Below are 25,461 nucleotides of genomic sequence, written 5' to 3'. Positions count from 1 at the left end.
TTCAATCAACCCAGTTTTCCCAGTATGCAATGTCGATTTCCCGATCTTCAGCTGCTCCCGAAAAGTAGCGAGCATAACATTGGGTTGCACATTTTTTATTAGCTTGCCCATCGCAGGCGGCCCATAAGTTATTATCCTCAGAGTGCATTTGCATAAACTGCCCTCTTGGGCACATTAACCAGTAATCATGTAATGTATAAACAATCGGAACATTGCGCTTTTTAGCTTCAAAAACCAATGATGTAGAAAGGTGGTTAAGATGACCAATATGCACAATATCCGGTTTAACTTGGTCTAGAACTTTAGCGAATTCTTGATCAATTGCATCTAAACGATAACGGTCTTTGTGCCTTGGGTTATTGGCTATATAAAGTTTAATTCGCGAATCATCAGCATCGGTTTCATACCGCATCGCGCCATCAGCCCTAAATGGGTCTTCTTCTCGAGTAAAGACATGAACATCATGTCCTCGAGCAGCAAGGCCAAGACATAGAGTCTGAGAATACACTTATAATTGTTTATGCTTAATGATTTTAAACGGCATTGAGCCAATACCATTGCAACCTGATTGCCGCGAAAAATTTAATTATGGATAATCACAACACAAAAACAGTGTCTCTAAAGAGTCTCTTTGAAACAAACAACACCAACAACTAGCTGATTAATATAAAAACAAACAAAAACACCGTCCAATCAAGCATGGGGGCAATGGAAAAACGGTTTGAAGGGAATTTTTGCATAAGAACACCAATATTAAGAATTAAAATCTACAAATAAGCCAAATCATAGTTTAAAACTCTAAGTGGCATTTCGGAAATAATAATTATAACAGAAAAACAGCCGTTAAATACGGCTATTGGGAGGGCATTTGGGGGTCAAAAGATTCGCATAATAAGTGATGATAATTCAAAGTAAATCTAAAGAATAAAAATAACAACCAACTTCAAATCAATAACTTAAATAAAACCTATTTGCAAACCACCCCACTATCAGCCCTATAGCGAATTGGACAGATTGAGTTACTAAGTAGCACCGTAATAATGTGTAAGGTTTACCAAACTACCTCTTACACACTGTGTATCATGGCCAAGCTCATCAGCCCCTGTGACGGCTAATAGTAAGTATGTGATCTAAATTTTGCGTAGGAAAAACAGCTTAATTCAAGGCGTAATTTGACGTAAATGGTTATTCCCTTTGCGAAAATACCGTTTTAATCAGTATGTTCAGCATTGAACTGGAGCCGTTATTTCAGGCACAAAAAAGCCCAAATAAATGGGCTGTTTTAACGCTAAATAGGGTCAATAAAGCCTATAAGCGACTTAGTTTTTTCAAGTAATGGCTGCATTTGCATTCATCTACTTGTATTTTTTCTACAGAGACACGCTTTTCAAAGGAATCAATGGGTTAATAAATACTAAGCAACTTCCACTTCAACCAATATCCCAAAGTGATCAGATACAATCGGATAAAAATCGTTATTAAAAATGGTCTGATGCTGCTTTACCACAACCACTTGATTACTAAGAATCAAATCAATCCGTAACGCTTGGCTGTTTTGCTCCCATCCATCAATATTTTTAATCACAGTGGTGCCAACATCTTTTTTCTCTGCCATTTCATAACAATCAATTAAACCGTTCTGTAATAGGTAATCATAACCTTCATTGCGTATATGAGTTGGGTTGTTGAAATCACCTAATAGAAAGCTCAACCCTGTTGATAATGTCGCCGTGATACGGTTTATCTGATCAGCAAATGGGTTCTCTGAGTCATTCCACCAGCCACAATGACAATTATAAAAATCGAGTTCACCTTGTTGAGAAGCGACTTTAATACGCACTGCTCGCCTATGTTTCCAAAAATTCACGTCATAGTTATCACTTAGGTCAATGACCTCATGCTCAATAATGGGCAATCGTGTCAAAAATGCGAGCCCCTCTTGATATACCTCATAACTTTGGTGAACAAAATCCCACGTTAGTTGGTAGTGATGCCCCTGTTCATCAGTTTTTGCTGTAATAAATAACCATAGTTATCAGCTAACACGGCATGATTACTTAATATATTGACATCAATAATCGGGCTATCTTGATGTTGATTAACCTCTTGTAATGCAATCACATCGCACCCTTGTTCGATAATGGCTTGCACCACTATATCCAACTTTTCTAGCTGTTTATCTTCTTGCCAACTGTGGGTATTTAGCGTCATTAACTTCATCTATTATTCGCTTATTTAATGTACTGAGATAAAACGCAGCTTTAAAGCTGCGTTTGTTGAGGTTGTTCGTTTAAGGTAGAGGACGAATTACGCTGCTTGCGCTGAAAACTTCTCAAGTAACCTAGATTTAATAACATCCACCCCAGGACCATAAATAACTTGTACTCCCTGTTCTTTAACCACTGACCCAAGTGCACCAGTAGGCTTCCATAACGCATATTCAGCAACCAATTGCGGATCATTAACGGTAATACGTAAGCGAGTCATACAAGCATCAATCTCAGCAATATTGCCACGGCCACCTAAATTTTGAATAATAATCTCAAGCTTCTCATCTTGTGACATGGTTTCTGCACTTTCATCTAGGTAGTTACCCATACGTCCCGGTGTTGGTAATTTAAACTTCACAATTAGCACACGGAACAGTCCATAGTTAATAACAAAGAAAACAATACACACCAATGCGAAACGAACTAAATCACCGCCAATGCCCGCTGAAACCATCATTGGTATACGCGTGAGTAATTCAATCAAGCCAAAGGCATGTACACGTAGGTCCATCACATCCACTAATGCAAATGCAATACCTGTTAACACCGCGTGTGCAACATACAAAACAGGAGCAATGAACATAAACATGAATTCAATCGGTTCAGTCACGCCCGTTAATAACACAGCAAGACACGCAGATAAAAACATCGGTTTATATTGCTTAAGCTTATCCTTATCAACACAGTGATACATCGCAAGCCCAATACCAATCAGTGATGACGCAGCTATAATTACTTGGCCCGCTTTAAAACGTGCTGGATGTACTGTATCTAATAAATACTGGTAAGTTGTCGGATCGCTTAATTTAAGATTATTTAAATCACTTATCCAAGCAAGCCATAATGGGTCTTGACCATAAACACTTGAACCCGCACTAGCCCCTGTTAAAAGCTCATAAGAACCACCTAGCTCGGTGTAATTCATTGGAATTGTTAAGGTGTGATGTAAACCAAATGGCAGTAATAAACGCTCTAACGTACCATACAAGAAAGGAGCGGCGATCGGCGCACTCTCTTTAGAGGTTGCAATCCATTGACCAAAATCATTGAGAGCACCTTGAATTAAAGGCCATACTATCGATAAACCAAGCGCAATGATCACCGAATAGAAAATCACCATAAAAGGAACAAAACGCTTACCGTTGAAAAATGCTAATGCTTCAGGTAATCGAGAGAAGTCATAGTAACGGTTATATAAGTTGGCACCTAAATAGCCCGACATAATGCCGATAAAAACACCCATATTTAATGCTGGAGCGCCTAAAATATTAGTAAAAAATTGAGAGACAGGCAGCTCAGTTCCAAATAAACTCATCACAACCGCCTGAGGATCACTCAGCATACCGTTATCTACGCCCAGTATAACCCCTGTGATACGGTTAATTAATATGAAGGCAATAAGCGCCGCAAATGCCCCACCTGCACGCTCTTTTGCCCACGAACCACCAATCGCGACAGCAAATAACAGGTGAAGGTTAACAATAATCCCCCAACCAATATTTTCCATAATATGGCCTAGTGTTTCAATCGCACCGAAACCGCCAGCATACATTGCGACGACTTTACCTAGTGAAATCATAATACCGGCTGCGGGCATCACCGCTATAACAACGATAAGGGATTTCCCAAACCGTTGCCAAAAATCAAATGATAGTAATTTACTCATAATTAATTCCTTGGTTGAAATGCAGGTTAACGTCATCAACGCCCCTGCCATAAATATAATTTAATGTTTTCTTACAAATATATACGCTGCATAAGCGGGAGCTATTTGCGTTGTTATAAAATCCGATTGAATGTGTTCATTATTGATAGTTTGGTTATCAAGCATTAACGTCCCTAATTGCGCACTGTCGATATTAACGATGCTCTCTTGTGCACTTAAATTGGTAATAATGGTCCATGTCATATCTTGAGCAATGCGTTGATAAGCATAGATATTAGGATCATCAGGCATCAACAATTGATAACGACCAACCACCAAACTTTCATTTGATTTACGCAGGGCAATCAACTGTTTATAAAAATTCAAAATTGAGTTTGGATCTTGCTGTTGTTGTTCAACATTGATATCGGTGTAATTTGGATTCACAGCAAACCAAGGTGGCACCTCAGAAAAACCAGCAAAATCGCGATCATTCCATTGCATTGGTAGACGACTATGATCACGGGATACTTGATTTAACAATGCCAAGATCTTTTCGTCGGTTTGTCCTTGTTGCTCTAACTTTTTACTTAAATTTCTAGCAGACACATCATTAAAGTCGTTCACAGAAGTAAACTGATTATTTACCATGCCGATCTCTGGCCCTGATAAATAAACGGAGTTCCTTTCATCAAAAAATAACAACTTGCTAAAGCCGTAGCACTGCCATACCAATAATCTGGATGAGCAAAGGTATTAATACTACGGGCTTGATTGTGATTCTCTAAATAAAGTGCGTTCCAGCCTTTGCCTTCTAATGCATTTTGCCAACGCGATAGAATTTGCTTAAATTCCACTAAATCAAAATGCTCGAGACTTTGCTCTTCCGCCCATAATTTCATGTGCTCAAACTGAAAAATCATATTAAAAACACCGCCTTGGTCATGTTCGCTGGCTTCAGCGACCCAAGTTAATGCATTTTCTGCAGAGACCCCATTTGCCTCGCCAACGGTAACAATATCAAAAGGTGCAAACGCCTGATCTCTTAGTTCATATAAATGCTTATCAATACCCTCAACATTCATGTGATAGTCAAATGAAGAGACATAATTTTCACCCTTTGGATTGGGTAAAGAGGGTAAACCAGCTTTTTTCTGAATATGGCTAATAGCATCCACACGGAAACCATCAATACCACGAGCCAGCCACCAATGAATCATGTTAAATAATGCTTGTTTAACTTCAGGGTTTTCCCAATTAAGATCGGGCTGTTTTTTAGAAAATAGGTGCAGGTAATATTGCGCCGTTTTAGCATCATATTCCCATGCACTACCATGAAAAATACTTTCCCAGTTATTTGGATCGCAAGACGGCTTTTCAGCTGTTGGCTCACAACCATCACGCCAAATATACCAATCACGTTTGGGGCTATCTTTACTTTCACGAGACTCAATGAACCATGGATGCTCATCACTAGTGTGGTTGATCACTAAGTCCATAATAATACGAATGCCGCGTTCATGAGCAGCACTGATTAATCGATCGACATCCTCAAGGGTTCCAAAATCAGGATGAATTGCTTGATAGTCACTAATATCGTAACCGTTATCATCATTCGGTGATGCATAAAATGGACAAATCCATAATAAATCAATCCCCAAATCAGCAAGGTAATCCAGCTTGGCAATGATTCCCTCAATATCACCAATACCATCTTGGTTTGTATCATAAAAGCTACGAGGATAAATTTGGTAGGCAGTCGCTTTCTTCCACCACGCGAGTGGTGTTAAATGCATATTATTAGTGCGCGTCATCTGTTTTTTCTTGTGCATGTGTTAACGTTAACATATATGGTGATGTTGAATTTAATTAGATGCAACATGTTACCCTAAAAACTGTGAGCTTTCTCTCATTTTTATATTAAATTGGCCTTCAACGGAACTGAAATCACGCTTAATCAATTTTTTAACGGCTTGGTAGCCCACTTGATAGTAATTAAAAGCAACAGTACTAAGGCTTGGTACTAATAAATCACTGTAGTCATAATCCCCTATGCCTACAATCCACAGGTTATGGCCAATTTTTAATTGCTGCTCTTTGGCGCGACGATATAAACGAATGGCAATATTATCGGTAGCACAAAAATAGACATTATTGGGCTGTAATTGAATCTCTTGGTATCCGATTTTTAGCTCCGAATCAGCCAATGCTTGCAGCGAAAAATTTAGCTCTGGTGCTGCGTCAGTAATAGTTGTTTGCATCAATTTAGTACGGCTTGATAGCATACGTTCATCATAGATATAATGCACGGCTGCGAGTGGTGCCTGCTGCTGTTTTAACTGAGTGATGGTTTGTGAGACTAGCGCTTTAATCGCAGCCTGTTCAGGGTAATATAAACAGCAATGATGGGGGGTGTTTTTACCAATAAATAGGACATTATCTAAGGTTTGATAAAAAGGCTCTTCAACACTGTGCTTTGAAGCAAGAATAATTGTACCCAATGCATTTAAGCCATTAAACTCTCTCACTGCTTGGCATTCGGAGTCATGACTAAACCCTGTAGCATGAAACAGCATTCGGACTTGTGATTCATTTGCCGCAGCCAGAGCCCCTTTAATCACTAAACTCGTTGTATATGATTCAATCCGAGGCGCAACGAAACCAATAATATTAGATTGACTTCGAATTGAGCGAGCAAATATATTAGGGGTATAATGACTTTCTTTGACGATAGCATCAATTTTAAGGCGATTCTCTGCCGAAACATAACCGTCATTAAAGTAACGTGACACGGTCATTGTTGAGATCCCAAGTCGCCTTGAAATCTCCGCCATGGTCATTTTTTTACTCATCACATTTTTCCTTCAATAATACATTATTGCCATATTATCCAATATATTGGCTGACAACACAGTAAAAAAAAACTATATGATGATATACACATATTACTTAGCGTTAAAAAGGCATTGTCATTTTATCGACCTGAACTGAGCAACCTGTTGTAGCTAAGTAATACTAACCAGATATTTGTAGGTTTCTAAATCACTTGAGGGCGTTTTCGAATTGGCTTTTAACTCGCTCTGGGGCACATGCGAGATAGAAAATAAACTTACAATCTATAGATGATCAAGGTTAAAGACCTGACTCTCGATCCCGCTCTACTTTTATCACTACGAATAATGCCCATTACTTTTCTAAGCTGCCTGTGCGGGCGAGTATTGCACCAGCAATTGTCACGAGCGAGAGGCAAGGATGCCGAACTGGGTGAGCCGCATGGATGCTACTTTTATCACTATGAATAACGCCCATTACTTTTCTAAGCTGCCTGTGCGGCAGTGAACGCGCAACTCAAATATACTTAATTCAAGAGTTATTTCTAAGCTGCCTGTGCGGCAGTGAACAGTTGATTGCGATCTGCTTGTCTAATAATGTTTTTCTAAGCTGCCTGTGCGGCAGTGAACAGTTGATTGCGATCTGCTTGTCTAATAATGTTTTTCTAAGCTGCCTGTGCGGCAGTGAACGTGTCAGCGCTATAGAATTTCTGTAATTGAGATTTCTAAGCTGCCTGTGCGGCAGTGAACTGAAAAAGAAATGTTCAGCTATGAGCGATTAATTTCTAAGCTGCCTGTGCGGCAGTGAACCAATCAATCCGTCACCATACTCTCCGTAAAGCTTTCTAAGCTGCCTGTGCGGCAGTGAACGTTGCCTTTTCTTTTCATCTTCAAGTTGCTGCTTTCTAAGCTGCCTGTGCGGCAGTGAACATAGAGCAACGTAAAAACGTAGAGCTAACAAATTTCTAAGCTGCCTGTGCGGCAGTGAACTATGGACTAGTGCATGACTTTAGTAATGAAGATTTCTAAGCTGCCTGTGCGGCAGTGAACGTTAACTATTAATCAAAAATCAAGCTACGAGTTTTCTAAGCTGCCTGTGCGGCAGTGAACAACTAGCCGTGAATAGTGAAATACCAACATACTTTCTAAGCTGCCTGTGCGGCAGTGAACAGGCTCATTCAGCGCTCCTTGTTCTCTTAAAGTTTCTAAGCTGCCTGTGCGGCAGTGAACGTTACTCATCCTAAGCGCGTTCATGCATTTTTTTTCTAAGCTGCCTGTGCGGCAGTGAACTGTTTCTGCTGCTGGTGTTTCAGGTACTGTTTTTTCTAAGCTGCCTGTGCGGCAGTGAACTGCAGGATGTCATTAATAGCTCTTCGACTTCTTTTCTAAGCTGCCTGTGCGGCAGTGAACTTTAAGATCTTCAAGCATCCCCTGCTCAACTTTTTCTAAGCTGCCTGTGCGGCAGTGAACCCTAAATCTAGGCCAATGGTCAGGGCATATCGTTTCTAAGCTGCCTGTGCGGCAGTGAACTAGTAATAAACTGCGAGCTACTAGGCTTTGTTTTTCTAAGCTGCCTGTGCGGCAGTGAACATTCTGTTGTTGACCCATTGCGTAAAATAGAATTTCTAAGCTGCCTGTGCGGCAGTGAACAATAGAATAACAGCCAAAAAATAAGTTACAACAATCAGTTGTTATAAAAATCATTTTTTGACCTTTATTTTCACCACACTTGTAACTCATTGTTTATTTACCAATTTTTAAAGAGCAATTTTTTAGGTTAAATTACTGAGTGTTTAAATTAGTGGGTTAGTGTAACAAGCGCGCAAATGCGTTTTTTTCCACACTTGCTTTGATAAAGAATCATCATGGTACACATTCGCTGTGTCTATTCGATAAATCAGCCTAAATGATTTAGTTAATAACTCTAAACAATCTTCATCTGTTAAATTTAGGTTGATAAAAACATGCTCTATATACTTACATTACTGATGAAAGAGAACCAGATATAAACTATATTTGGTCCTCTATAAAACGGTAATTAAGGACGTTATTATTACCGACATTTAAAACCATGGCACAGTGGCGGTTTTGCTTAAACCAAATTGGTCAAATTCACCATCAATAGCATTAGCTGATAACTCACCAAACTGAATATATCGACGATGTAAATGACCACTTGAACCACTTTCCAGTTCAAGATATGGATTGTCTAAACCTTTGGTAAACATTTTCGCTTTATAAGCTTTTACCTCCTCTGCTGATATTGTTTTTCGTTTGATCAGACGATTAAGTTTGGCGTTTGTCATGCTACTTTGTTTACGTGAAATCACGCGATGTTGCACTTGTTCAGGTATTGGTAAAATATCGTTTACTTTGCAATAGCCACTCAAACCACCTAACCAATTAACGCTTTGAAAATTAGTTAATGTTGCTAACTCGCCATGAATACGGATTACTCTACCCAATAAAACTTTATAGGCAGGAAAGCTAACGCCAATCTTGGTAGATTGTTGATCACATAACGCTTTGTGAAATTTAGTGTAAACCTTATTTAGTAAAACGTTTTCACGCATTTCAGCATCAGGTTGTAGCGTAATATCAATAAAACAATTCATTATTAAGCCCTTATCTTTGTGACATAAGCAATGCCTTTTTTACCAAGGTAAAAGGAAGAAACGCCAGCATTTTCTATTAGTTGGGCTAATTCATCAGCTCTACTTATACTTTTATCAAGCTTGCCTTTATCTTTTTGCTTATCAAGCAATAACTCTACATCCAATTTACCTGTGTGCTTATTTACAACAACAGGATTCAACCGATTTTTTTCTTTTCCCCGTCATAGCATTAAGCCAATCTCTAACACCATTAAACCCTCGTTTAGAAAATCCTTGTATTTGTATTTCACCCTTGGAATTGAGAAGAAATGACGATTCATGACCATTTTTCAGCAAATATTCAGCTTGTAAATACAGTGCCGCTGAATAAAGACTAGTAGGATAAATAACCCCATTTTTACAATATTCTTCACCCAGTTTTTTTTCATCAGGAAATTTTTGAGATAAAAAACTTATAACAGTATTTAGTTTGGTGTCTGCTTCATTCGCCAAAGGATCATTAACCAATACTTTTAAATCATTTTTAGCATCATTTAATTCCGATAATAACTTCATTAATTGAGACTGGCTTTTACTCTCTTGTGCTGGTGTTTTTGGTGGGTTAATTTTAACTTTGTTGTTAAATTTTTCTACTGCTTCACATTTTTTATTGATAATGAATTCATGTTCTTGAATTAATCTATCATTGGTTTTTAAAACTGCACCCAAGTCGCTTTTCGAATCAGATATTGCATTAATTCGACTAATCAAACTTTTAGGATCACAAGAAACACAACCAATTCCATTCATTTTTTTACTTAAAATGAAATTAATAAGTTCATGTTTGGTTAAAAATAAAATAGACCAAAGATAGTGTGAGTTTTTAGAAAAAAACCATGGATTATCATCCTCCAACACACCTAAATAAGAAGATTGTGCGCATCTATCATCTGATTTATTAACTAAATACATTAACTCTTCAACTTTGTGCGATTGATTATCATGCTCAAGCCAATTTATTTTATTTTGAATATCATCAAAGTAAAAATCACTATTCTTGGCTTGATATAATTTTCGCTGATCACCAATTAATCGACTAAGTACACCAAGTACAGTATCTAAAGTAATTGGTTGAAATTTTTCACCTCTAGTTTTAGAGGTAGCTACAAATGCTCTATCATTTTCTTTTTTACTAATTGGTTTGTTAGGATTTCCATTTAAGAAACCTGTTTGCCAACAAGAGTCATATTCAATAGTAATCCTCATAATTACTTACCCTCATAATAAACGGCGTAAGTATTTGAACCTTTTTCCTGCAAAATTTGACTTTCATCTTTCTTTATACGGAACATATCTTTAGCAGTTTGACTATTATTGTAATCAACTAATACATCATCAACGTACATATAGCCTTTGGCTTGCCTAATACTCAAATCCGTAATTAATTCGATTGTCTGTTTAACTAAAACATCGATAGCATCGTCATTTAACAAAACACCTTGTTCACCCTCATCAAAAATAGAACCTCGACGAACATAATTTTCATGGTATTCAGCTATAACATTCTTATTTCCAGATAAGGTTTGCAGATAATCTGTTAATTTTTCTGCAACTTCTTTCCCTTCTTTATGATTATTAATTTTCATTGATTCACGGCCAAAATCTGCACATAAAGGAATAAACTGTAATTGCTCAATGCTAATTGAACCATAAGAAATATATTTAGTATCACCAAAAGTAAACTTTGAAAATAATGAATTACTTGAATCTTTACCTGCTTTATTAGTTTCTTTTTCTTTTACTTCCCAACGCCCCATTTGTTCGAAGTTACCATTACCTAGCTGATCAACAAAATCAGTTAACAATAATGGACTTGTTCTTTTATTTTCATTTTTTGGATTAACATAACCTCTTATTAAGCCTGTGGTTGAACATAATAAACTAATAATATTCTCAGCTAATTTAGGGGAATTTAAATTATAATGTTCGCCTCTAAACAAATGATGTCTAATACAGTTTTGACTGATATATAACTCAACAGTGCTCAAATCAACATCTTCAGGGTGCTTATAAAATTTAGCCGTTCCATCTTCGTTAAACTCTTTGACATTGCTATAACCTCTCAACTTAGGCATAGAGTGGTTAGTAATATTTTTAAATTTGTTATCGTTAATAATGGTTAAACTTGGAGAGCCATTCCAATTCACCACCCCATGACCTAATGCGGTAATTTTAAAATCTACACTTTTAATTCCTGTTACTTTTTCCATGATTTATTCCTCATCTTCTGTTGTGTTATTAAGTTGTTTTAGCGACATTGCGCCAATGGGTTGTTTTTCGCATGTCATATAATAAATGGCATGTGAATGTCTTGCTGATTTACCGCCAACGGCATCGAGATCATTTGATGTGTAGCTTAAATATATCGGTAATTCTGGATCGCGCGCTTGGTTTAATAACGCATTATCGTTATAGGGTTTAGAGCAAACCAAAGCTTTGCATTGCTTAAACATATGAGAAAGAAGATCTTGATCGCTTTTGCCATAACCTTTAATTGCCATGGTTGAATAAGTGAGATTATCGATAGCAGTTGTATCATCAAGTGGCATTGTGTACGCGTATTCATTAATGAATTGAGGCGTACTTGCATTGCTCAAATCGCACACGGCCATTTGTACAAAACGATTATTACCCCGTAATGAATTTTTACTTATTTTGCCGCGTGATTTTTCTAGCTGTTTTTTAGGGGGAATAACAAAGGGATCAACCACCTTATTATTAATTTCAACCACACTATTTTTTAACGCTGAAACTAAATCACTTATTATCATTTTTCGTGTTAATGACTGTTGACTAAATTGACGATACTTTTGATAAATCTCGGGCAAAACAAAGGTTTTACCTTGATAGTTTTCCAGTAAAAATTGATACCATGATCTGGTGGTTGCCAAGCTATACATTTTATTTAAAAATCGAGAGGCGGCACTTTGCCCTTTGTTGTTGGCTATAGTTTCAGGAACCGCTAAGCAATAAGTGTTTACTGCTTTATTTAACCCAAAACAATCAAGCCTGCCCAAGCGTTGTAAGGTGTTTTCAGGGTTTGATATTTCTGCAACCATGTAGTCACAACTAATATTGAGTGATGCTTGAACAATAGGACCGCTACGCAACACTTCATATTTGTTCGTGCCTTCTTGTTTAAATGATTCATAAACTTCGTTAAACCATGTTTGTTTATCACTTTTTTTGAACTTGGAATGCAGTAGAATATTATTTTCTTTTTGTTGGTTAGCAATAAAACTGTTTTGCGCAGATAAGGCGGTATTGCTAATAACAAAAGTTTTACTGTTATGAGCTTTTACTAATGGATTTGAATCACTTAAATTAGCGTCGTTAAACACTTCAAATTTAATTTCATAGGTACTTGAATTAAAAGAAGGCATTTCGATAATATCTTCTTTATCAATAGCCAAGACTTCTTCAACAAAGACATAATGAGGCGTTGCAGAAACGAGTAAGGTATTAGCTTGCTTCCCTTGAGCTTTTTTACAGGCAACTAATTCGGCAAATAATAAGTTAAACGCAGACATATTGATGTACTCATGGAATTCATCAAACACGATATGAGCATTTAAGTAGTCAATCAGGGTATTGGCTTTGCTATGGCTAATGACTGAACCCAATATTTGATCAATAGTGGTAATCACCACATCACCTGAAAAATACTGTTCGATAGGTGTTTCATTACCCCAAGTATCTTGGAACTTGAATTCGCCTGTCATAATTTCTATGGTGGCATCAGGCAAGTAACGATCAGATGTTAATTCTGCAAATAAACCTTGGCAAACCTGTACTCTTGGGCAAATCCAAATAATTTTTTTCGCATTTTTCAACAATGCCCATTCCAGTGCTATTTTGGTTTTTCCACAACCTGCCGCGCCAGCTAACACGCCAACATCTTCAACCTCTGTTAACAATGCAGCTATTTCATGTTGTTTTTTTGTTCGATCACTATTATCAAAGTTCTTCAGACAATTAGTTATGTGACTTGATAACGTAGAATCAGTTACCAATTTTTCGGCAATAATGTCATCGAGTGTTTTAGTTTTAATCGCTTGATGTAGTTCTTGAGTACTTAACGCTGAGACCAGCCTGTCAGCAGTGATCACACAAGCTCTTGCGATATTGTTATTGGCATTTAATTGGATATTTTTTTGATAATCATCCACCTCTTCTTCTGTTTCATATTCTTTATATTGCGGTAATGGTGGCGCGTTCGGTAAAAGATCTTCTGCATCATCAATTGCACCATTTAAATATGCGTTGGTTAAACTTGGTTCACTGTCTCGATATTTCAGTTCAATATCGCTCACTTTTAACAAGATATTTTGCGATTTTGCAATAAAGTCGTTTAGTGATTCACCTTTGTTATTAGCTAAGAATTTTTTAGCCAAGCCTTTATAACTATCAAACTCTAGCGCTATTTTGTCATTACGGTATGCTCTTGCATGATGCCAATAAATAACATGGCGAATAGTTCGCTTGTTACCTGTGCTGACAAATTTAAGGCTTACATCATCAAGTAAATGATAAAACAATAATGATAATTCGTTATGTCTAGGGTGTTTTTCAAAGCTAAATTTAGCAGTGTCAATATGCTGTCCGTCTTCAGCAATTACATCTTTCTTTTTAGGATCAATAACCCACTTTTGAAAATTAGGATCAAGCTTGCCTAAATCATGCAAACAGCCGGCAACAAAACATGTTGTTGCGTATTGTTGATCTAAATTAGGAAATAATTTTTTATGTAATGATTCAGCGACATAACCAACAGCAAATAAATGCTCAACCAATGTCTGTAAATGCGTATTAGCATAAGCCACTCCTTTAATTGGTTTGTTGTTATTCGTGTCCATAAAAACCTCTTTTGCTGTTGTATTCACAGGCACTACTCCCTGCTCATTAAATTTTGATTTTGAACCCACCACCCACAAAAACTGGCTACGTGAGCGACTTCTGATCCAGTGACAACTCACTGCGGTACTTTTACTGGCGGTTTGGCGGAGCATTTTTTTAACGGTTAATAACCCATCTTCGGTAATAATGGTTTGCCACGTGTTATCGCCGATACGGTTAGCAAAAGCATCAAGCACGCGGCGTGTTTTTTTGAGAGCGTTTTTTTCGCATTGCGAAACGAAAGTGACCATCATGATGTTGGCCTGTTTAAAAAGTGGCTAATATGTTGCGAATTTTGTCCTATCACTTTTAAAGCGTGAGTTATTTGCCCCTTTAAGCGCTGACCAATATATTCGGTGATGGGATATTGTTCACCTTCAATTAAATTCATGGGATCACAACATCCTAATACCTCAATTTCTAAGGGCTCCCCGATGGTTATTTTACTCTTCAATGAGTTAACCCATAAGCAGGCTATCTTGGTTATTACCATGCCAGACAAAGGGTATGCTTTTGAAGCGCGATGTATTTTTACCTCAATAGCGTAACCGCTTAAGCGCGCTTTTAATTCGCTTTCTTCAATATCAATAGCATAATCTGGTTCACACCAACTGGTCATGACCATCTCCTTTTTGCGCATAGCCGAATGAAAGCGCCACAGCTTTAACGGTGTTAAACATAAAATCCAGCGCTTTGTTATCGGTAAAGGCTTGCAGTATTTGTTGGCGAAACTCTTGCTCTGTGGCATTTTCTTTGGCGCAGATAAACGCCCAAGGTAAGACCAGCGCATCTTTGATTAAATCGGCGACATCAAACACTAAGGCCCCTCGGCGTGTTTTTCCATGCATCACGGCGAAACCATGGGGAATGCCTAATACCCATAATGTGCAAGCCGCTAAGCCGTAGGCTAAATAATTACCGTGATTTAAGAAATCGTTCGCTAAGTCTGTCGATTCATGTTGACGCTTAAAGCCTTCTGTTTTTGTGGCATTAGCTGCAAATTTATAAAGGGTCTTGGTCAGTTGCGCTTCTGCAAGTAATAAGTCAGCAGGTTTGAGTGCACTGTCCATACGTTCTTTGAATCAGGCTAATGCACTTTCGATGTCACTACTCTCTGTACTAAAGCCTTCCGATTTAATGCCTCGATCGTTATTCCAAATTTTATGTAAATATTCAATACGCGCTTGTTGAAATTGCTTAGCGGCTTGTAAGCGTTTTTGATCATCAAACCAGAATTGCATCCAGCCTTGTAAGTATTCCGTCGGACGATATTCACTTTGTGGGGTTAACCATTCAATTTCATTCGCCATATAAAGAGGAGTGCCCCCTCCCCCAGAAAAACCGACCAATACCCCCGCTTGGGCAAGCATCCTCATTGCAGCTTGGGTGACAGATGTGCCAGTGCCTAAAAGCAAAACGGTTGTATTGGCAATGGGAATATTAAAATATTGATTTTCTTTTTTGGCTTCAGTTAAATAGAGAACACGACCATCTTTTTGCATTACTCGGCAATGCTCAAGGTAATAGATATTGGCACGTTTGGAATGAAGAATACTTTTTAAATCAGATGGAGATAAATCTTTCATTTTGCTTCCGCCATGATGATGTTTTAGCTAAGTTATACCTGTAAGTTCAAGTACTCAATACTGTAAAACCAAACATGTCGAGTTATTCGGCAGGTTAGGGTAAATATTTTGATATGCTGTTTCGGCAATCGGGTGTTAATACTATTTGCTGTTCTTCTGGTCTGTTTTTATAGGTATCGAGACGCAAACGAATTAATAGGTAATTCAATAACGCGATACGTGTTTTTATTGTTTTTAGATTGTTTATCATTTGAAAATCGCTGGCGATAATAGCTTGTTGTTTATCCACCAGCCTTGGGTCTGGCATAAAGACGACATCTGTATAAGTTTGCCATAGTTCATCTTGTTCCACCTTGCATTGAGCTTCACCTTCAAAAACGGCAATGCCATTAAAACGCGATAAAACAAAATCTCGAAATGCGGCATTTTTTCGACAATACGCTGAACATGCCAACGTAACCCATCGAATATTAATGAATGGGGTTCGATGATCCGATCTAAATAATCGGGACTTGTTAAGGATATATAGCCGATATCAATCGCTAATTGTTCACGTATCGCTTTTAAAATAGGGCGTAATAATTGCGCATTAATGTTTCTAAGCGGTGTTGCAACTTCTTCTATACAATTTGATATTGCTTCGTGGTTAGCGTTTTTAATTAAGTTGAGGTACCCATCGAAGCTACTAACATCATTTAATGGTTGGAAATTTTCTGTTATAACTCGCGCTTTTATCGATTGATCGTACTGTAAATTATTGGGGTATTGGCTATCATAATTTTTCAATATAGAAGATGCGGAATCACGCGACAAATCAAAATGGCGCATTAAATGTGATGCATTAATTTGCCCCTCCCACCAAACTATATATTCAATATAATTGAATCGTTCTATATCTGATTTTTTCATAGGTTTTTAATTATTAGAGGAAAACTGCATAGAATCATATTGGTACGCCCCCTACAAACAAAACGTTATATTTTATGAATTTAATATGATGTTTCTAACATTAATATAAAAAGAGTCGTATATTGGCTATTTGCCACGCCAAAAAATATAGCTGAAAATCACGGATACAATTTAATTGCACTCCCTTCCATCTTTCACCATCTTTATTTACATATTGAAAATAAAATTAGGTGTTCTTTATTTTGTAGGTTAATATGCGCTCGCTCTGTAAGTCAGAGTTATTAATGAAAATGTAAAGTCCAAGTTATTATCTCAGTTACTCCCGCGTTATCGTAGTTGTCCTTAGTGTATCCCTTAGCTTCACCCTCACATTCAATAATTCAGTTCTCAGCGCTTCGCATTTTGGCGATATTTTTTAATGAATTTATATAAGGGACACAACATGTCTAATACAACAACTGGTCTAGTAAAATGGTTCGACGAAGCAAAAGGTTTCGGTTTTCTAACTCAAGATAACGGCGGAGCTGACGTATTTTGTCATTTCCGTGCAATTGCATCTGAAGGCTTCAAAACATTAGCAGAAGGCCAAAAGGTTTCTTTTACAGTTGAGCAAGGCCAAAAAGGTCTGCAAGCTGCAAATGTAATCGCACTATAATTTAGTCCGATTAATCATGGTGGATGTAAGCTTAGGCTACATCCCCTTTATTCACTGAATCAGTAATACAGTTTACTTACTACAAATATTTACTCCATTAACACCCACTTCTGTTTGTGTCATGTCGTTTTATATTGTCATTGTTCTCTACTATATTGGTTCAATTTTTACATCTCCTAAAAGGATATTTCTATGGCTCGTACTACGGGAAGAAAACGTTTTTGGTTTCAACAAAGTCGTGAACTAAAATCAGAAACTCAAAACGGTATTAAATCAGCACAATAATTAACTAAGTTATACCATTCGCGGTGTTATTTTTGAGGAGCCCTCTATCCTCTTAAAATAACCAAGCGTTCAATTTTACTTAACCTCAAATTAAATTCTTTAGAATATCCTTAATAAAATTTATCGCATAAACTGTGTTTATAAATTTGAGGATAACCAATGCTTAACACTATTAATAAAGTACAGTTCAATAAACGTTATTTTGTTTTTTTTACACTCGCTGTCGTCTGTTTATTTCCTGTTATCTCGTCACCTATTGCATTAGTTATTGGCTTTACTATTTCTACGTTAGGGCTTGTTCCTGAGCAAATTGATACCGGTAAAATCACCAAAAAATTATTAGCTTATTCTATCGTTGGATTGGGTTTTGGAATTAACTTGCCAGAAGCGATTGCGATTAGCTCAAATAATATCGGTATTATTGTTTGTTCAATTTTTACGACTTTATTATTGGGGATAGGATTAACTAAGGCGTTAAAAATCAACCTAAAGATGGGCCATTTAATTGCGTCTGGTACGGCGATTTGTGGTGGTAGTGCGATAGCGGCTGTCGCCCCTGCCATTGATGCGGATGCGACCGAAACATCGCATGCGTTAGCAACCGTATTTATTTTAAATAGTGTCGCGTTATTCGTTTTTCCATTAGTCGGTCATTGGTTAGCGATGAGTCAACACGATTTTGGTATATGGAGCGCCATTGCAATTCATGATACGTCATCGGTTGTTGGGGCCGCATCAGTTTATGGTGATGAAGCATTACAAACGGCAACGACTTTAAAATTAGCACGTGCATTATGGATCATTCCCGTTGCATTTATCAGCGCACTGATTTTTAAAGGTGATAACAAAAAGATCCCAATACCGCTATTTATTCTATTTTATTGTGTAGCGATTGCAGTTGCTTATTTTTTGCCACAATTTGATGTTTTTTACCAAGATATATTTGCCGTTTCAAAGCGATTACTGGTGCTCTGCTTATTCTTGATTGGCGCGGGATTAACAATTCATAGTATTAAGTCTGCTGGTGTGAGGCCGTTATTATTGGGCGTGACTTTATGGGTGACTATATCTGTTGCATCGCTCTGTTACATCGTTTTCCTGATGTAGAAAAAACCAGTTGCATTAACTAGCGTAGCAAAGTCTACGCTTTTTTATTGATGCCATAATAGACTAATAGAGAAAACGCAAACAGTGCTAAAGCTGCACTGATAAGTCCAGCGGTAAAGGTGGAGATAAGCACCGCCAACATCACTAAGCTGATAATGATTTTCTGTAACATAGATTCCCTATAAAGTGATTACACCAGTTGGTATTAGAGTTACAACATTATTTATTACAATGAAAAATAGGTAAAATAAATTAATCGTCTATCTAATAACAGAAAGTTTACAAGGCAACATTGACTTTCACTCGACAGCCCACAACCCGACATAGCTACGGCACAGATAAAACATTTATATAAATTCATGTTACTGATAAAACTGGCATGTTTTTTGATTGTTTTTTAAGTTTTATAGCGGTTTAATCCACTTTTCAATGATCTGCTCTATTATTTCCACTTTATTCTTTGCGTATAATTTGCCGCTTGCCTGTTTCTTTCCAAATTTAGTGGGAAATATTACATTCCACGGAAATCTTCATTTTGAAAGGCAGAAAGTATAATTAATTCGAGGAATAAAAATGGAATTAATAGAGTCATTTTTTGGGGTCATTGGTGATCTTACTTGGGGTTGGTCACTTATCCCATTCTTAGTTATCTTAGGTTTATTCTTTACCTTAGTAACAGGGTTTGTGCAATTCACCTTCTTTGGGCGTATGTTTCGAGTCCTTTTGAATAAAAACCAAACTGCTAATAAAAATGCCATTTCTGGTAGAGAAGCGCTGCTATTGTCCGTGGGTGGACGAGTTGGAGGTGGTAACATTGCCGGTGTTGCTGTTGCGATCACCTTAGGTGGTCCTGGCGCGGTATTCTGGATGTGGGCTGTTGCATTAGTTGGCATGGCAACTAGTCTTGTGGAATGTTCTCTTGCACAACTATATAAGCGTAAAGAAAATGGGAGTTCCAGGTGGTCCTGCACGTACTATTATTCATGGGCTTGGTGAAGATTACAGATGGCTATCATATCTCTATGCCATTTGTTTGATCGCATCATTTGCCATCGGTTTTAATGCATTCCAAGGTAACACCGTTGCAGGGGCTGCACAGGATAGTATGGGCATTGATAGGATCTGGACTGGTATTGTATTAGCTATCATCACTGGTTTCGTTGTATATGGTGGGATTAAGCGTATTACGAAAGTCTCAGACGTGATTGTGCCAATCATGGCTGTTGGTTATGTATTAATAGCCATCATTGTCATTCTGTTAAATATCACAGAAATTCCTGCTATATTCCACTCTATAATAGCAAACGCCTTTGGCTTCGAAGAGGTCGTTGGCGGAGGCATGGGGGCCGCATTAGCACAAGGTTTGCGACGAGGACTATTCTCCAATGAAGCAGGGCTAGGCTCTGCTCCAAACGTTGCTGCAACAGCAGATGTTACGCACCCAATCAGTCAGGGGATTACACAATCTCTTTCGGTATTTATCGACACAATATTAATTTGTAGCTGTACGGCATTTATTATTCTTCTTGGCGATGTTTATGTTCCAGGGGCTGAAAATATCGATGGCGTTGTACTGACACAGCAATCTCTCGTGTCTCATGTCGGTACATGGGCTCAGTATTACCTTACTGGTGCTATTTTGCTTTTTTCAATAAGCTCAATTATTTACAATTATTATTTGGGTGAAAATGCATTAACATTTATGTCTAAGAGCAAAAAATCGCTACATGCTCTGCGTATTATTGTTATTGCAATTGTATTCATCGGCGCTGTTGCACCGGGCGCCACTGCGATATTCTTCTTCTCCGATCCGATGATGGGGGTATTGGCTATTGTTAACTTATTAGCATTGCTAATGCTGTTTCCGACGTTAAATCGCCTTCTTAAAGACTATAAAGAGCAATTGAAAAAAGGGATCGAACACCCCGTATTTGATCCAGCCAAATTTTCAGACCTCGATATCGACCATAAGGCATGGAAGAAAAAATAGCATTTACCAATAACAGTCAGTAAGGTTAGTTAAACTTGAACATGACTAGATAAAGATGGGATTTCCTATCAATACAAAAATCCGCTATTTGAACGAATAGCGGATTTTTTTATGCTAAGAAATTAGAATAAGCTACAAACAAGTACTGCCTAAAACATCCCAATTAACCGCACTGACTAACTCAACAAGAGAAGAACAAGGTTATCAGGAAAGCAATTAATCTAAAACTATCGCCCATTAATTAAGAAACACTCAATTTTATATGATAAAAATTAGCTTTGGCTCAAACTACGAGATTATTGGTTTGCGATAGCAATCAAATAATTATAAGCTTTGCTCTATGAGTGCTTTAATTAATAATTAAATAATAGTATAAGCTGGCAAGTCACAATAACGTGAAGAAAGCTATAGTATTTATTATCACTGTCCTTATAATTGCGTATGTATACAACAAATGTATACCGGCTTATATCTACCCTACAATCAAAGACAAGCGTGTAAACTATGAATGCAGAATTTGTAAATCCTTTTTTATCTTCCTTTATCAATGTATTGCAGACAATGGCGCAAATAGATATAAAACCGGGTAAACCAAGCCTTAAAAAAGATGCTATTGCGCATGGCGATGTCTCAGGCTTGATTGGTATGGTCGGCCCAACGGCGAAAGGCTCCTTTTCCATTAGCTTAGACAAAAAGCTAGCACTAAATGTTTTTCGTTTAATGGTAGGGGAAACCTTAGATGATATATCCGATGATATTACTGATATGCTAGGTGAGATCACTAATATGGTTGCTGGTGGAGCAAAACGCCAGTTGGGTGAAAAGGGATTTGAATTTAATATGGCAACCCCGATTGTCGTCTCGGGACCAAACCATACTATTAAACATCAAGTCGATGGCTCTAAAGTATTGATGCCTTTCCATTCTGAACATGGCAATGCTTTTATTGAAATCTGTTTTAATCAATAAAATAGGGAGTAAATTCCCAACAACCGTATCACTCTTCCGCTATAATTTATTATTTATCGAAAATAATATAGCAATAAAATCAATAGCATAATACCCATACTCCAAAAAAAACCTCTTTGCATAAACAATGCAAAGAGGTAAAAGAAAAACTATGAAATTAACTAACTCATAGGGTTAGTACATCGTAATAAAAAAAGTTCCTAACTATTTTAAATATATTTTTAAGGTAACAAAGTTACTGTAAATTTTTACCTATTGATAGAAATTACTTACTATAACTGTGTGGTGATTAATAATAGGTAGGGGAATAAAGATATAAAAAGCCTCTTTACACAATAAGTGTAAAGAGGAAAAGGAAAAGTTATGAAATTTAAAATTTTCAAACTCAATAGTTAGTACACTGTAAAGGAAAAAAGTTCACAATTATTTTAATTAAATTAAAATTTTTTATTTTTAACTATCCCAATAAAAAAGCCCCTTTGTAAAAAACATACAAAGGGGCTAAAGATACTATGAAATCAATCAACTCATTAGGTTAGTCAATGAGTCTCAGAAAAAGTTCATGGCAATTTAAAATATATTTTAATTAATGCGCCTCATCCCAATTATTCCCCACGCCAACATCAGCAATCAGTGGCACATCTAATTCAGCAGCCTTTGCCATGATGCTTTGGATTTCTCCTTTATAAAGATCAACAAACTCTTCCTTTACCACAAATACTAATTCATCGTGAACTTGCATAAGTAACTGAATACTTCCTTTTTCTTGTTGTTTCACCCAAGCAGCCATATCAATCATTGCTTTTTTAATAATGTCAGCTGCAGTGCCTTGCATAGGGGCATTAATGGCTGCTCGCTCAGCTGCTTTTTTCAACATACCATTAACGGATTTAATATTTGGCAATTGTAAGCGACGTCCCAAAATTGTTTCTACATAACCTTTATCGTTGGCCAAGGCGCGCGTATCTTCCATATAGGTAAGCACACCAGGGTAACGGGCAAAATAAAAATCCATATACTTTTGTGCTTCTTGACGACCGATATTTAGCTGTTTGGCAAGACCAAAAGCACTCATACCATAAATAAGCCCAAAGTTAATCGCCTTTGCACTTCGACGTTGTTCCGTTGAAACTTCATCAAGTGGAATGGAAAACACTTCCGATGCCGTCGCTTTATGAATATCTTTGCCCGTTGAGAACGCATCAAGTAAACCTTTATCTTGAGAAAGATGAGCCATAATACGTAATTCAATTTGACTGTAATCGGCAGCAACTATTTTATAGCCATTCTGCGCGATAAAAGCTTGGCGAATTCGACGCCCTTCTGCGCTGCGGATCGGAATATTCTGTAAATTTGGATCGCTTGAAGATAAACGTCCGGTGACAGTCACCGCCTGATGATAGGATGTGTGTACCCGTCCCGTCTGCGGATTTACCATTTTAGGGAGTTTATCCGTATAAGTTGATTTCAATTTACTCAACCCACGGTGCTCAATAATGATTTTTGGTAATGCGTAAGTAAGCGCCAACTCTTGAAGTACTTCTTCTGCGGTGGAAGGTGCACCTTTAGGTGTTTTCTTTAAGACAGGTAAGTTAAGTTCATCAAATAATATTGTTTGTAACTGCTTAGGAGAGCTTAGATTAAAGGGTTTGCCAGCCTCTTCATAGGCGGCAGATTCCAGCTCTAATAAGCGCTCAGCGATTTCAATACTCTGTTTACCCAGCAATTCACTATCAATTTCAACACCACCACGCTCAATTTCGGATAATACGGTGAGTAAGGGTAATTCAATATTCGTGAATACGTTTAATAATGCCGGCGTCTCTTGCAAACGTGCGATTAAATCGAGGTGCAGACGTAGCGTAATATCGGCATCTTCAGCGGCATAAGGGGCTGCTTCTTTAATGCTGATTTGATTAAAGGTTAATTGGTTTTTGCCCTTACCTGCTATATCTTCAAATGCAATGCATTTGTGCCCAAGATATTTAAGCGCTAAGCTGTCCATATCATGCTTACCCGTACTGTCTACGACATAGGATTCCAGCATTGTATCAAATTTTATCCCTTTTAATTCAATACCATGATTAAGTAACACACTACGATCATATTTTAAGTTTTGCCCGACTTTATGGTGGCTCTCACTTTCTAATAAAGGCGTTAACTGTGCGAGTGTCTCCTCAAAATCTAATTGCTTAGGGGCATCGATATAATCATGTGCAAGCGGTAAGTAAGCCGCTTCAATAATAGCAGGCTCTGCACTACCTACATTTGTTTGCACAGCAAAAGATAATCCCACAACCCGTGCTTGCATATAATCCAAACTGGTTGTTTCTGTATCAAATGCAAATAGATCAGCCTGCTCAAGCTTTTTAAGCCATTGGCTCAGTTGCCCTTTAGTATAAATAGTTTGATAGCACGTTGTATCGATAACTGAAGCGGGTTTTGCCATATCATCTATCGCTATCGCAGCACCAGAAGATGTTGCTTTGCTAACCACCTGTTCGCCATCTAGTAAAGACGATAACCAACGCTTAAATTCAAGCGCACCGAATAATTTAACTAATTCATCAGTATCTTGCGCTTGCGGTTTAAAATCATCATAAGCGACGGCTAATTCCACATCTGTTTTGATGGTTGCTAATTGATAAGAGAGGCGAGCCATCTCTTCATTATCTTGCATTTTTTTTGCCATGGTTTTACTACCACGGAAGCCAAGTGGCGCTAGTTTATCAAGGTCATTATAGATATCATTCAATGAACCGATTCCCTGCAACATCGCTAGAGCGGTCTTTTCGCCAACACCTGGCACACCAGGGATGTTATCAACTTTATCGCCCATTAAGGCTAAGTAATCGATAATCAGCTCAGGTGGGATGCCAAATTTATCATTAACGCCTTGAATATCGAGCACAGTATCAGTCATGGTATTAATAAGAAAGGTATGCTCATCAACCAGTTGCGCCATATCCTTATCACCCGTGCTAATGACGGTCGGAATACCCTGCGCACTTGCTTGACGAGACAAAGTACCGATAACGTCGTCGGCTTCAACACCCGGCACAATTAAAATAGGCAATCCCATCGCTTTAATAACATTGTGCAAAGGTTCAATTTGACAGCGTAAATCATCGGGCATACTGGGGCGCTGTGCTTTATATTCTGCATAAAGGTCATCACGAAAGGTTTTTCCCTTGGCATCAAAAACGACCACGATATGGCTAGGTGAAAATTGCTTTAAGAGACTTTTCAACATATTAACAACGCCATAAACCGCACCTGTTGGTTCACCAGCGGAGTTGGTTAGATGTGGAGGCGCATAAAAAGCACGATAAAGATAAGATGAACCATCGACAAGTACAAAAGGGTTTTCAGGGATAGTAACCATTCGCTTATTACCAATATTTAAAAAATAGAGAATGATTATACCGATTCGGGCCTGAATAAGAGAGAAAATTTGGCAAATAAATAAGATTAGCGAGTCAATCAAAGGTGAGTGGCTATTCACTTTCAACACAGGGCAGTTGTGGATAACTCTGTTAGTAGTTTAAATAAAAATATAAACTGTCATATTTACATAAAAAAGATCACTTTAGTTTCATGAAGATAAAATGCTTATATGACAAAAAATGCACATAATTTTAAAAAAATTATGTGCATAACAAAT

At 37.6% G+C, this 25,461-nt stretch carries 20 protein-coding genes, 2 pseudogenes and 1 CRISPR repeat array; of the genes and pseudogenes, 5 read left to right on the top strand and 17 right to left on the bottom strand.

Annotated elements, in window-relative coordinates:
• Nucleotide 1 precedes the first annotated feature (1 nt).
• From AB1A03_RS00175 to AB1A03_RS00100, 15 genes and pseudogenes are all read right to left on the bottom strand, one after another.
• Nucleotides 2-508, bottom strand: coding sequence for a glycosyltransferase (locus AB1A03_RS00175; RefSeq protein ID WP_354622591.1), 507 nt, complete (start codon nt 506-508; stop codon nt 2-4).
• Between the two features lie 906 nt (nt 509-1,414).
• Nucleotides 1,415-1,924, bottom strand: a complete 510-nt coding sequence (locus AB1A03_RS00170) for an exonuclease/endonuclease/phosphatase family protein (RefSeq protein ID WP_354622590.1) — start codon at nt 1,922-1,924, stop codon at nt 1,415-1,417.
• A gap of 53 nt (nt 1,925-1,977) precedes the next feature.
• Nucleotides 1,978-2,211 (bottom strand): exonuclease/endonuclease/phosphatase family protein, encoded by a 234-nt coding sequence (locus AB1A03_RS00165; RefSeq protein ID WP_354622589.1) that lies wholly within the window; start codon nt 2,209-2,211, stop codon nt 1,978-1,980.
• Nucleotides 2,212-2,307: 96 nt separating this feature from the next.
• A complete protein-coding gene (locus tag AB1A03_RS00160; RefSeq protein ID WP_354622588.1) occupies nt 2,308-3,936 on the bottom strand; it encodes a PTS transporter subunit IIBC in 1,629 nt (542 codons plus the stop codon).
• 60 nt (nt 3,937-3,996) lie between these two features.
• Nucleotides 3,997-5,711 (bottom strand): annotated as a pseudogene (locus AB1A03_RS17270) (glycoside hydrolase family 13 protein).
• Nucleotides 5,712-5,798: 87 nt separating this feature from the next.
• On the bottom strand, nt 5,799-6,767 hold the full coding sequence (locus AB1A03_RS00145; protein WP_354622585.1) for a LacI family DNA-binding transcriptional regulator: 969 nt from the start codon (nt 6,765-6,767) through the stop codon (nt 5,799-5,801).
• 461 nt (nt 6,768-7,228) lie between these two features.
• Nucleotides 7,229-8,396: a CRISPR direct-repeat array (repeat unit 28 nt; unit sequence TTTCTAAGCTGCCTGTGCGGCAGTGAAC).
• Nucleotides 8,397-8,809: 413 nt separating this feature from the next.
• On the bottom strand, nt 8,810-9,361 hold the full coding sequence (gene cas6f / locus AB1A03_RS00140; protein WP_354622584.1) for a type I-F CRISPR-associated endoribonuclease Cas6/Csy4: 552 nt from the start codon (nt 9,359-9,361) through the stop codon (nt 8,810-8,812).
• 2 nt (nt 9,362-9,363) lie between these two features.
• Nucleotides 9,364-9,561: a hypothetical protein gene (locus AB1A03_RS00135; RefSeq protein WP_354622583.1), complete on the bottom strand. Its 198-nt coding sequence runs from the start codon at nt 9,559-9,561 to the stop codon at nt 9,364-9,366.
• Nucleotides 9,539-10,606 carry a type I-Fv CRISPR-associated protein Cas5fv gene (gene cas5fv / locus AB1A03_RS00130; protein ID WP_354622582.1) on the bottom strand — a complete coding sequence of 356 codons (1,068 nt, stop codon included), beginning with the start codon at nt 10,604-10,606 and terminating at the stop codon, nt 9,539-9,541. Before cas5fv ends, AB1A03_RS00135 begins: the two co-directional genes overlap by 23 nt.
• Nucleotides 10,607-10,608: 2 nt before the next feature.
• Nucleotides 10,609-11,610: a type I-Fv CRISPR-associated protein Cas7fv gene (gene cas7fv / locus AB1A03_RS00125; protein ID WP_354622581.1), complete on the bottom strand. Its 1,002-nt coding sequence runs from the start codon at nt 11,608-11,610 to the stop codon at nt 10,609-10,611.
• A gap of 3 nt (nt 11,611-11,613) precedes the next feature.
• Nucleotides 11,614-14,550: a CRISPR-associated endonuclease Cas3'' gene (locus tag AB1A03_RS00120; RefSeq protein ID WP_354622580.1), complete on the bottom strand. Its 2,937-nt coding sequence runs from the start codon at nt 14,548-14,550 to the stop codon at nt 11,614-11,616.
• Complete coding sequence (locus tag AB1A03_RS00115) at nt 14,547-14,915, bottom strand: hypothetical protein (RefSeq protein ID WP_354622579.1); 369 nt, start codon at nt 14,913-14,915, stop codon at nt 14,547-14,549. The genes AB1A03_RS00120 and AB1A03_RS00115 overlap by 4 nt, the downstream gene beginning before the upstream one ends.
• Nucleotides 14,899-15,882: pseudogene (gene cas1f / locus AB1A03_RS00110) on the bottom strand (type I-F CRISPR-associated endonuclease Cas1f). The gene AB1A03_RS00115 and the pseudogene cas1f overlap by 17 nt, the downstream one beginning before the upstream one ends.
• A 94-nt stretch (nt 15,883-15,976) precedes the next feature.
• Nucleotides 15,977-16,189 carry a BrxR family transcriptional regulator gene (locus AB1A03_RS00105; protein WP_502945888.1) on the bottom strand — a complete coding sequence of 71 codons (213 nt, stop codon included), beginning with the start codon at nt 16,187-16,189 and terminating at the stop codon, nt 15,977-15,979.
• Nucleotides 16,129-16,791 carry a BrxR family helix-turn-helix transcriptional regulator gene (locus AB1A03_RS00100; RefSeq protein ID WP_354622577.1) on the bottom strand — a complete coding sequence of 221 codons (663 nt, stop codon included), beginning with the start codon at nt 16,789-16,791 and terminating at the stop codon, nt 16,129-16,131. Before AB1A03_RS00100 ends, AB1A03_RS00105 begins: the two co-directional genes overlap by 61 nt.
• A gap of 442 nt (nt 16,792-17,233) precedes the next feature.
• Between AB1A03_RS00100 and AB1A03_RS00095 the strand changes: the two genes are divergently transcribed.
• Together AB1A03_RS00095 and AB1A03_RS00090 are read left to right on the top strand one after the other, a co-directional pair.
• Complete coding sequence (locus AB1A03_RS00095) at nt 17,234-17,446, top strand: cold-shock protein (RefSeq protein WP_354622576.1); 213 nt, start codon at nt 17,234-17,236, stop codon at nt 17,444-17,446.
• Between the two features lie 444 nt (nt 17,447-17,890).
• Nucleotides 17,891-18,838 carry a YeiH family protein gene (locus tag AB1A03_RS00090; protein WP_354622575.1) on the top strand — a complete coding sequence of 316 codons (948 nt, stop codon included), beginning with the start codon at nt 17,891-17,893 and terminating at the stop codon, nt 18,836-18,838.
• A 34-nt stretch (nt 18,839-18,872) separates the two neighbouring features.
• Here AB1A03_RS00090 and AB1A03_RS00085 read toward each other — a convergent pair whose 3' ends face one another.
• A complete protein-coding gene (locus AB1A03_RS00085) occupies nt 18,873-19,010 on the bottom strand; it encodes a hypothetical protein (RefSeq protein ID WP_354622574.1) in 138 nt (45 codons plus the stop codon).
• A 401-nt stretch (nt 19,011-19,411) separates the two neighbouring features.
• On the opposite strand from AB1A03_RS00085, the gene AB1A03_RS00080 reads away from it, so the two are divergent.
• The 3 genes from AB1A03_RS00080 (at nt 19,412) to AB1A03_RS00070 (ending at nt 21,797) form a co-directional block, all read left to right on the top strand.
• Nucleotides 19,412-19,834 (top strand): alanine:cation symporter family protein, encoded by a 423-nt coding sequence (locus AB1A03_RS00080; protein WP_354622573.1) that lies wholly within the window; start codon nt 19,412-19,414, stop codon nt 19,832-19,834.
• Nucleotides 19,785-20,828: an alanine/glycine:cation symporter family protein gene (locus tag AB1A03_RS00075; protein ID WP_354622572.1), complete on the top strand. Its 1,044-nt coding sequence runs from the start codon at nt 19,785-19,787 to the stop codon at nt 20,826-20,828. The genes AB1A03_RS00080 and AB1A03_RS00075 overlap by 50 nt, the downstream gene beginning before the upstream one ends.
• A gap of 504 nt (nt 20,829-21,332) precedes the next feature.
• Nucleotides 21,333-21,797 (top strand): chemotaxis protein CheX, encoded by a 465-nt coding sequence (locus AB1A03_RS00070; protein ID WP_354622571.1) that lies wholly within the window; start codon nt 21,333-21,335, stop codon nt 21,795-21,797.
• A 586-nt stretch (nt 21,798-22,383) separates the two neighbouring features.
• Here the strand turns inward: AB1A03_RS00070 and polA are convergent.
• Complete coding sequence (polA, locus tag AB1A03_RS00065; protein ID WP_354622570.1) at nt 22,384-25,182, bottom strand: DNA polymerase I; 2,799 nt, start codon at nt 25,180-25,182, stop codon at nt 22,384-22,386.
• Nucleotides 25,183-25,461: the final 279 nt, after the last annotated feature.

The organism is Psychromonas sp. MME2, assembly GCF_040566515.1.
Taxonomy (GTDB): Bacteria; Pseudomonadota; Gammaproteobacteria; order Enterobacterales; family Psychromonadaceae; genus Psychromonas.
This window is presented reverse-complemented; position numbering and strand designations above follow the sequence as displayed.

Excerpts from the sequence above, each read along its gene's own strand:
- AB1A03_RS00165 (WP_354622589.1), bottom strand. The coding sequence starts at position 2,211 with ATGACGCTAAATACCCACAGTTGGCAAGAAGATAAACAGCTAGAAAAG.
- AB1A03_RS00160 (WP_354622588.1), bottom strand. The coding sequence starts at position 3,936 with ATGAGTAAATTACTATCATTTGATTTTTGGCAACGGTTTGGGAAATCC.
- AB1A03_RS00145 (WP_354622585.1), bottom strand. The coding sequence starts at position 6,767 with ATGAGTAAAAAAATGACCATGGCGGAGATTTCAAGGCGACTTGGGATC.
- cas6f (WP_354622584.1), bottom strand. The coding sequence starts at position 9,361 with ATGAATTGTTTTATTGATATTACGCTACAACCTGATGCTGAAATGCGT.
- cas5fv (WP_354622582.1), bottom strand. The coding sequence starts at position 10,606 with ATGAGGATTACTATTGAATATGACTCTTGTTGGCAAACAGGTTTCTTA.
- cas7fv (WP_354622581.1), bottom strand. The coding sequence starts at position 11,610 with ATGGAAAAAGTAACAGGAATTAAAAGTGTAGATTTTAAAATTACCGCA.
- AB1A03_RS00120 (WP_354622580.1), bottom strand. The coding sequence starts at position 14,550 with ATGATGGTCACTTTCGTTTCGCAATGCGAAAAAAACGCTCTCAAAAAA.
- AB1A03_RS00115 (WP_354622579.1), bottom strand. The coding sequence starts at position 14,915 with ATGACCAGTTGGTGTGAACCAGATTATGCTATTGATATTGAAGAAAGC.
- AB1A03_RS00105 (WP_502945888.1), bottom strand. The coding sequence starts at position 16,189 with ATGCCAGACCCAAGGCTGGTGGATAAACAACAAGCTATTATCGCCAGC.
- AB1A03_RS00100 (WP_354622577.1), bottom strand. The coding sequence starts at position 16,791 with ATGAAAAAATCAGATATAGAACGATTCAATTATATTGAATATATAGTT.
- AB1A03_RS00095 (WP_354622576.1), top strand. The coding sequence starts at position 17,234 with ATGTCTAATACAACAACTGGTCTAGTAAAATGGTTCGACGAAGCAAAA.
- AB1A03_RS00090 (WP_354622575.1), top strand. The coding sequence starts at position 17,891 with ATGCTTAACACTATTAATAAAGTACAGTTCAATAAACGTTATTTTGTT.
- AB1A03_RS00085 (WP_354622574.1), bottom strand. The coding sequence starts at position 19,010 with ATGTTACAGAAAATCATTATCAGCTTAGTGATGTTGGCGGTGCTTATC.
- AB1A03_RS00080 (WP_354622573.1), top strand. The coding sequence starts at position 19,412 with ATGGAATTAATAGAGTCATTTTTTGGGGTCATTGGTGATCTTACTTGG.
- AB1A03_RS00075 (WP_354622572.1), top strand. The coding sequence starts at position 19,785 with ATGGGAGTTCCAGGTGGTCCTGCACGTACTATTATTCATGGGCTTGGT.
- AB1A03_RS00070 (WP_354622571.1), top strand. The coding sequence starts at position 21,333 with ATGAATGCAGAATTTGTAAATCCTTTTTTATCTTCCTTTATCAATGTA.
- polA (WP_354622570.1), bottom strand. The coding sequence starts at position 25,182 with ATGGTTACTATCCCTGAAAACCCTTTTGTACTTGTCGATGGTTCATCT.